Genomic DNA, 6,213 nt, shown 5'->3' with positions numbered 1-6,213 from the left:
TCCTGCAGCTTCACCAGTTCGATCTGAAGGCGCGCGAGCTCCGACGCGTAGAACTCCTTTTCCAGCTTCCCGTTTTTCTTGTAGCCCACTTTCCGTTTTCCCTTATCCGACACCACGCGCCTCCATTCATGTTCCTGACTTGTCGCAACAGTCTAGGCATGCACGACACCCGGGTCAAACCACAAAGGGTCGAGTCCTGCCGATTCAAAAAAAAAGCCCGGCGGTTGCCGGGCTGAATACGTTAAATGCCGAAGTCGTCGGCAAGGACCATCTCGGGTTCGACGCCGAGCTCGTGGACCATGTCCTTGACGCATTTAAGCATGATGGGCGGTCCGCAGAGATAGTATTCGATCTCGGTGGGATCCTCGTGTTGGTCTAGATATTCGTCCAGGCAGACCTGATGGATAAACCCGGTATAGCCTTCCCAGTTGTCTTCCGGCAACGGATCGCTCAGGGCGATGTGCATCTTGAAGTTGGGGAACTGTTTTTCGAGTTCGCGGAACTCGTCCATGTAGAAGAGTTCGCGCACCGAACGGCCGCCGTACCAGAAGGTGATCTTGCGTTTGGTGCCGATGCGCTTGAGCTGGTCGTAGATGTGCGAGCGCATCGGGGCCATGCCCGCGCCGCCGCCGATGAAGCACATTTCGCGGTCGGTCTCCTGCGCGAAAAACTCGCCGTAGGGGCCGGAGATGGTGATCTTGTCGCCCGGCTTCAGGTTGAACACGTAGGAGGAGCATACGCCCGGCGGATAGTCGGTGCCCGGCGGCGGGGACGCGATGCGGATGTTGAGCATGATGATGTCGTCTTCCAGCGGGAAGTTGGCCATGGAGTAGGCCCGGAAGCAGGGTTCTTCGTTGTTGGCCACATATTGCCATTGGTCGAACTTGTCCCAGTCGCCGCGGTATTCCTCGGCAATGTCGAAGTTCTTGTAGGAAAGCCCCTTGTAGGCCGGCACGTCGATCTGGATATAGCCGCCCGCGCGGAAATCGAGCCGTTCGCCCTTCGGCAGTTCGACCACCAACTCCTTGATGAAGGTGGCAACATTGTCGTTGGAACGGACGGTGCATTCGTATTTCTTGATGTCGAGGATGGAGGGTTCGATCTCGAGCTTCAGGTCTTCCTTGACCTTCAGCTGGCAGGCGAGGCGAATGCCTTCCTTGGCTTCGGCCTTGGAGACTTGCCCGGCCTCGGTGGGAAGCAGCTCGCCGCCGCCTTCGAGCACCTTGCATTTGCACATGGCGCAGGTGCCGCCGCCGCCGCAGGCGGAGGGCAGAAAAATCTTCTGCGCCGAGAGCGAGGTGAGCAACGATGAGCCCGGCTTGACTTCCAGCTCGCGGTTGCCCTCGTTGATGTCGAGCTTGACCATGCCCTGGGGAACCAGCTTTTTCGCGGCAATCATCAGCATGATGACCAACAGCATGATCACGAAGCTGAAGACGATGACGCTTGAAACAATGTTGATTACGTTTTCCATGCTATGAGTCTCAGTTGTTCGGTTCAGGGGAAACGGTGGTTTGGGCAACGGGTGCGGGTTCCGGCTTGGCGGATTTCTTCATGTCGATGCCGGAGAAGCACATGAAGGCCATGGCCATCAGGCCGGTCATGACCATCGTGATGCCGAGCCCCTTGAGGCCGTCCGGCAAATGGGAGTAGCGCAGCTTCTTGCGGATGGCCGCCATGGCGGCGATGGCGAGCAACCAGCCGATGCCGGACGAAAACCCGAACACCGTCGATTTTGCCAGGCTCATCATCGGGGACGCGATTTCCGTCGGAACGAAATAGCGTTCCACCATGAACAGCGAGGCACCGAGGATGGCGCAGTTCACGGTGATCAGCGGCAGGAAAATGCCGAGCGCGTGGTAGAGCTTGGGGAAGAACTTATCGAGGATCATCTCCACGAGCTGCACCATCGAGGCGATGGTCGCGATGAAGCAGATGAAGGTCAGGAAGCTCAAGTCGAGTTCCGGTTGCCCAATCCATGCCAGCGCGCCGGGCCGCAGCAGGAAGTTGTAGATGCACCAGTTGACCGGCACCGTGATGGTCAGCACGAAAATCACGGCGAGTCCAAGGCCGATGGCGGTGTCCACTTTCTTGGAACAGGCCAGGAAGGAGCACATCCCGAGGAAGAACGCCAACAGGATGTTGTTAATGAAGATCGATTCAACAGCTATGTTTAAGAGTTCCATGGTCGTTTAATCCTCCACGTATTTGCTGATGGTGCGCTGGGCCCAAATCAGCAGGCCGAGAATGATGAAGGCACCCGGGGCGAGCAGGACCAGCCCGTTGCCCATGAAGTTTTCACCGAGCGGCAGCTGGAGGCCGAGCCACGAGCCGAAGCCGAGAATTTCGCGGATGGAGGCCACGGCGATCAGGACGATGCCGTAACCGAGTCCGTTGCCGAGTCCGTCCAGCAGCGAGGCGCCGGGGGGGTTCTGCAGGGCAAAGGCTTCGGCGCGGCCCATCACGATACAGTTGGTGATGATGAGGCCCACGAAGACCGAAAGCTGCTTGCTGATGTCGAACAAGTAGGCCCGCAGCAGTTGGTCGGCGATGATCACGAGCGAGGCGATGACCGCCATTTCGACGATCATGCGGATGCCGTTCGGGATCACGTTGCGTAGCAGCGAGATCACCATGTTCGAAAGCGTGACCACCGCGGTCAGCGCAAGGGTCATTACAATGGCGGTTTCGACCTTGACCGTCACCGCCAGCGCGGAGCAGATGCCGAGCACCTGCACGGTAATCGGATTGTTGTCCGAAAACGGATCCATCAAAAGTTTTTTGGCAGCACCCATGGTTTAGTTCTCCCTGATGGTTTTAAAATAGCCGGCGTAGGCGGCGGCATCCTTGCGGATGAGGGCCTGCACGCCGTTCCCGGTGAGGGTCGCTCCAGAAATGCCGTCGACCGAACTTTCGGTGAGCGGCGTGCCGGACTTGACCACCTGAAACGGGGTGGCGACTCCGTCCTTGTAGAGCTTCTTGCCGACAAACTGCGACTGGAACCAATTCTTCTCGATTTCAGCGCCTAGGCCGGGGGTTTCCCCGTGCTTGTAGAAGCTGATGCCGGCAATGGTTTCCAGATCGCTTTCGAGCGAGAGGTAGCCGTGCAGCATGCTCCAGAGTCCCTTGCCGGAAATGGGGAAGGCGTACTTGGACGGTTGGTCTTTGCCTTCGTCGGTCCAGGTGTAGAGCGGCAGGGTTCCCTCCTGCTGCTTCACATGCTTTTCGTAGGTGGCCTCGATGTCGGGGCGCGCCATGGATCCGGTATCGATGCCGAACGCTTTAACGATGTTGCGTTTCACGTCGTAGGCTTCGTTGGCCTGCTGGGCGGGTTTGAGCAATGCCGCCGTGCCGGACAGCAACAGGCTGACCACAATGCAGATGCCCGCCGCAAAGGTTATCGTCTTAGTATCTTCACGCATTGTTCAAGGCCCTCGCGTAAGCGGTTCTCTTTTTGATGTGCGACTGAACGACGAAGTGGTCGATCAGCGGCGCCATGACGTTCATGAACAGGATGGCGAGCATGGCCCCTTCGGGGTAGGCCGGGTTGACGACGCGGATGAGCACCGTGAGCACGCCGATCAGAAAGCCGTAAATCCATTTGCCGGTGTTCGTGGCCGCGGCCGATACGGGGTCGGTGGCCATGAAGATGATGCCGAACAGGAAGCCGCCGAGTACCAAGTGGTAGACGAAGGGCAGGGCCGCAAAGGCGTTGTCGACCGGCAGCACGTTGAAGAGCGCGCCCATTGCCACGCAACCGATGACGCCCGAAAGCATGATCCGCCAGGAGGCGATGCCGGTGGCGATCAGGAACAGGGCGCCCAGCACGATCGCGATCGCCGAGGTGGAACCGATACAGCCGGGGATGTTGCCCATCGTTAGGTTGAAGAGATTGAAGCCCGCCCCGTTCAGGGCCGCGACGGCGTCGGTGCCGTTTCCGGCCGCGGCCGCAACGGCGAGCGGAGTGGCCATGGTTACGCCATCGACATTCGCGGCAACGGTGCCGAAGAACGCGTTGTTCTCAAAGGCGGTTTTGGCGGTGCCGACCCACACTTGGTCGCCCGAAATCTGCGCCGGGTAGGCGAAGAAGAGGAACGCGCGTGCGGTGAGCGCCGGGTTCAGGATGTTGTAGCCGACGCCGCCGAAGATTTCCTTGCCGATCACGATGCCGAACGAGATGCCGACGGCCACCTGCCACAGGGGAAGGGTGGGGGGCAGCACCAGCGGAAACAGCATGCCCGTGACCAAAAAGCCTTCGTTGATTTCGTGGCGGCGGACGACGGCGAAGAGCACTTCCCAGAGGCCGCCGACCAGATACGAAACGAAGATGATCGGGAGCACCATCGCCGAGCCGCGCAGCAGATCGGTCATGAGGGTGGCATCTTTCACCTGGTTGGCGATGTTGAACTGGTTGCCCGCGTTCCAGATCCCGAACAGGATGCAGGGGAGCAAGGCATAGATCACGAAGATCATCAGCCGCTTTTGGTCGATCGAATCGCGCACGTGCGGTGCGCTCGGGGTAACGTCGGCCGGGGTGCGGTGGAACGTGTCGCCCGCCTCGAACAGCGGGTAGAGCCGTTCGAACTTTCCACCCTCTTCAAACAGCGGGGCGATCTTCTTATCCATGAAGTCGAATAATGCTTTCATTAGAGTCCTTCCTCTTCGATTTCCTCGAGGCCGCGCTTGATGATGCCGCAGACGTCGGTCTTGTGCGGATCGACGAACGAGGCCAGCGCAAAATCCTCGGGATCGGTTTCAAGGATGCCGAGCTGCACCATTTCGTCGGTGTCGTGGGCCAGGCAGGCACGGATTAAATAGTCGGTCATGACATTGAGCGGTTGGTATCGGTCCATCCAGCCCGTCACCACCATGGCGCGCTTGCTGCCATGCATGCTGGTGCCGAGTTTCCATTCGTGGCTTCCGGCAAACATCGAGGAGAGGTTTACGCGGTGGCAGCTGTATTGGAACAGGCCAGGGGTCGTCCATCCCATGAAGTGGCGGGAGCGGTCTTCCTCCAGCGCAAAGTATTCGGAACCGTAGAAGCGGACGAAGGAATCGGCCGCGACCGCGTCGCCCCACAGAACGTTGCCGGCAATCAGGCGGACTTCCCCCTCTTCCATGACCTTTTTGAACAGGGGTTCGAGGCTTGCGCCGAGCTGCACGTTGTAGTGTTGCCGGAACGCTTCCTTGATCGCGGGGCCGCCAAGGGCAATGACCTTGTGTTGCGGCAACTCGCCCTTGAGCAGCAGTTTGCCGATCAGGATCACGTCCTGGGCACACAGGGTATAGACCGTGTCGTGCGGCAGGATGGGGCTGATGCGGTTGATGTGGACGCTGGTGTTGCCGGAAGGATGCTTCCCTTTGAAGGTGTGGCTTTCGGTATTCTTGAATTCCGGAATATCGCTTCCCGCGGTTTTGCAGAGATGCACGTTGCCTTCGGTCAGTTGCGCCAAGGCGTTGATGCCCGTCTGGAACGCATTTTCGTTGCCCTTCAGGATCAGGCCGAAGTCGGCTTGGAAGGGGGCGGACCCGGCGGCATTGATGAAAATGGCCTTGGGGGCGGTGTCCGGGTCGGCGATCTTGTTGAAGGGGCGCTGTTTGATGAGCGGCCAAAGCCCCGCGTTCAGCAGGTGGTCGGCCACCTGTTCCCGCGAAAGCCGGCTAACGGAGTCGACCGTGTAGGTATCGAACGTCACGCTTTCGTCGTGCTTGAAGTCGCGCTCGATCAGGATTTCGACCGGGAAGCGGCGCTCGCCGAGATTGACCGCCTTGACCGTGCCGCAGCATGGAGAACGGAAAACCATCTTCTCGTTCTTCTTGTTTTCGAACAACACGTCGCCGTGTTTGACGAAATCGCCGGCCTTGACTTTAAGACGCGGCTTCAGCCCGTCGAATTCCGCCGGATAGACCGCGAAAAACTGCTGGTTCGCATAATCCTCGATGACGGATTTGGGTTTCCCCGTCACCTTGACATCGAAGCCTTTTTTGATGTTGAAGTTTGCCACTCTGTTTACACTCCTCGATTTCTGGTGCAAAACCGTTCTTTAGTCCGATAAAGGAAGCGCTGGATAGTAATGCGGTATTGGGATGGGTTCTTGTAATTATTGGGCTTTTACTTGTACGAAAGCGTCTATTGCCAAGTCAAAACACCATGCGTCGTCTCCGGGGCGGGTTTGCAATGGGTATCTGAATACCGATTTGCCCGCATCGTTA

6 protein-coding genes are annotated in these 6,213 nt (G+C 58.6%); all 6 read right to left on the bottom strand.

All coding sequences use genetic code 11. The features are described 5' to 3' along the window. Nucleotides 1–241: 241 nt before the first annotated feature. Genes nqrF through ABYO54_RS00915 form a run of 6 tightly spaced genes read right to left on the bottom strand, consistent with a single transcriptional unit; the run spans nt 242 to nt 6,005 of the window. The gene (gene nqrF / locus ABYO54_RS00940; protein ID WP_372806004.1) at nt 242–1,474 is read right to left on the bottom strand and encodes an NADH:ubiquinone reductase (Na(+)-transporting) subunit F; all 1,233 of its coding nucleotides are present in this window, start codon (nt 1,472–1,474) and stop codon (nt 242–244) included. Between the two features lie 10 nt (nt 1,475–1,484). Continuing rightward, nucleotides 1,485–2,186, bottom strand: coding sequence for an NADH:ubiquinone reductase (Na(+)-transporting) subunit E (gene nqrE, locus ABYO54_RS00935; RefSeq protein ID WP_372806002.1), 702 nt, complete (start codon nt 2,184–2,186; stop codon nt 1,485–1,487). A 6-nt stretch (nt 2,187–2,192) separates the two neighbouring features. Continuing rightward, nucleotides 2,193–2,795 carry an NADH:ubiquinone reductase (Na(+)-transporting) subunit D gene (locus ABYO54_RS00930; protein ID WP_372806001.1) on the bottom strand — a complete coding sequence of 201 codons (603 nt, stop codon included), beginning with the start codon at nt 2,793–2,795 and terminating at the stop codon, nt 2,193–2,195. Nucleotides 2,796–2,798: 3 nt separating this feature from the next. Beyond that, nucleotides 2,799–3,422, bottom strand: a complete 624-nt coding sequence (gene nqrC, locus ABYO54_RS00925) for an NADH:ubiquinone reductase (Na(+)-transporting) subunit C (RefSeq protein WP_372805999.1) — start codon at nt 3,420–3,422, stop codon at nt 2,799–2,801. Then, nucleotides 3,415–4,647, bottom strand: coding sequence for an NADH:ubiquinone reductase (Na(+)-transporting) subunit B (locus tag ABYO54_RS00920; protein ID WP_372805997.1), 1,233 nt, complete (start codon nt 4,645–4,647; stop codon nt 3,415–3,417). The genes nqrC and ABYO54_RS00920 overlap by 8 nt, the downstream gene beginning before the upstream one ends. Further along, nucleotides 4,647–6,005 (bottom strand): Na(+)-translocating NADH-quinone reductase subunit A, encoded by a 1,359-nt coding sequence (locus ABYO54_RS00915; protein ID WP_372805995.1) that lies wholly within the window; start codon nt 6,003–6,005, stop codon nt 4,647–4,649. Before ABYO54_RS00915 ends, ABYO54_RS00920 begins: the two co-directional genes overlap by 1 nt. Nucleotides 6,006–6,213: the final 208 nt, after the last annotated feature.

It is taken from the genome of Pontiella sp. (assembly GCF_041622395.1).
Classification (GTDB): domain Bacteria; phylum Verrucomicrobiota; class Kiritimatiellia; order Kiritimatiellales; family Pontiellaceae; genus Pontiella.
The sequence above is the reverse complement of the archived record's forward strand: the minus strand, read 5'-3'. Positions and strand labels throughout refer to the sequence as shown.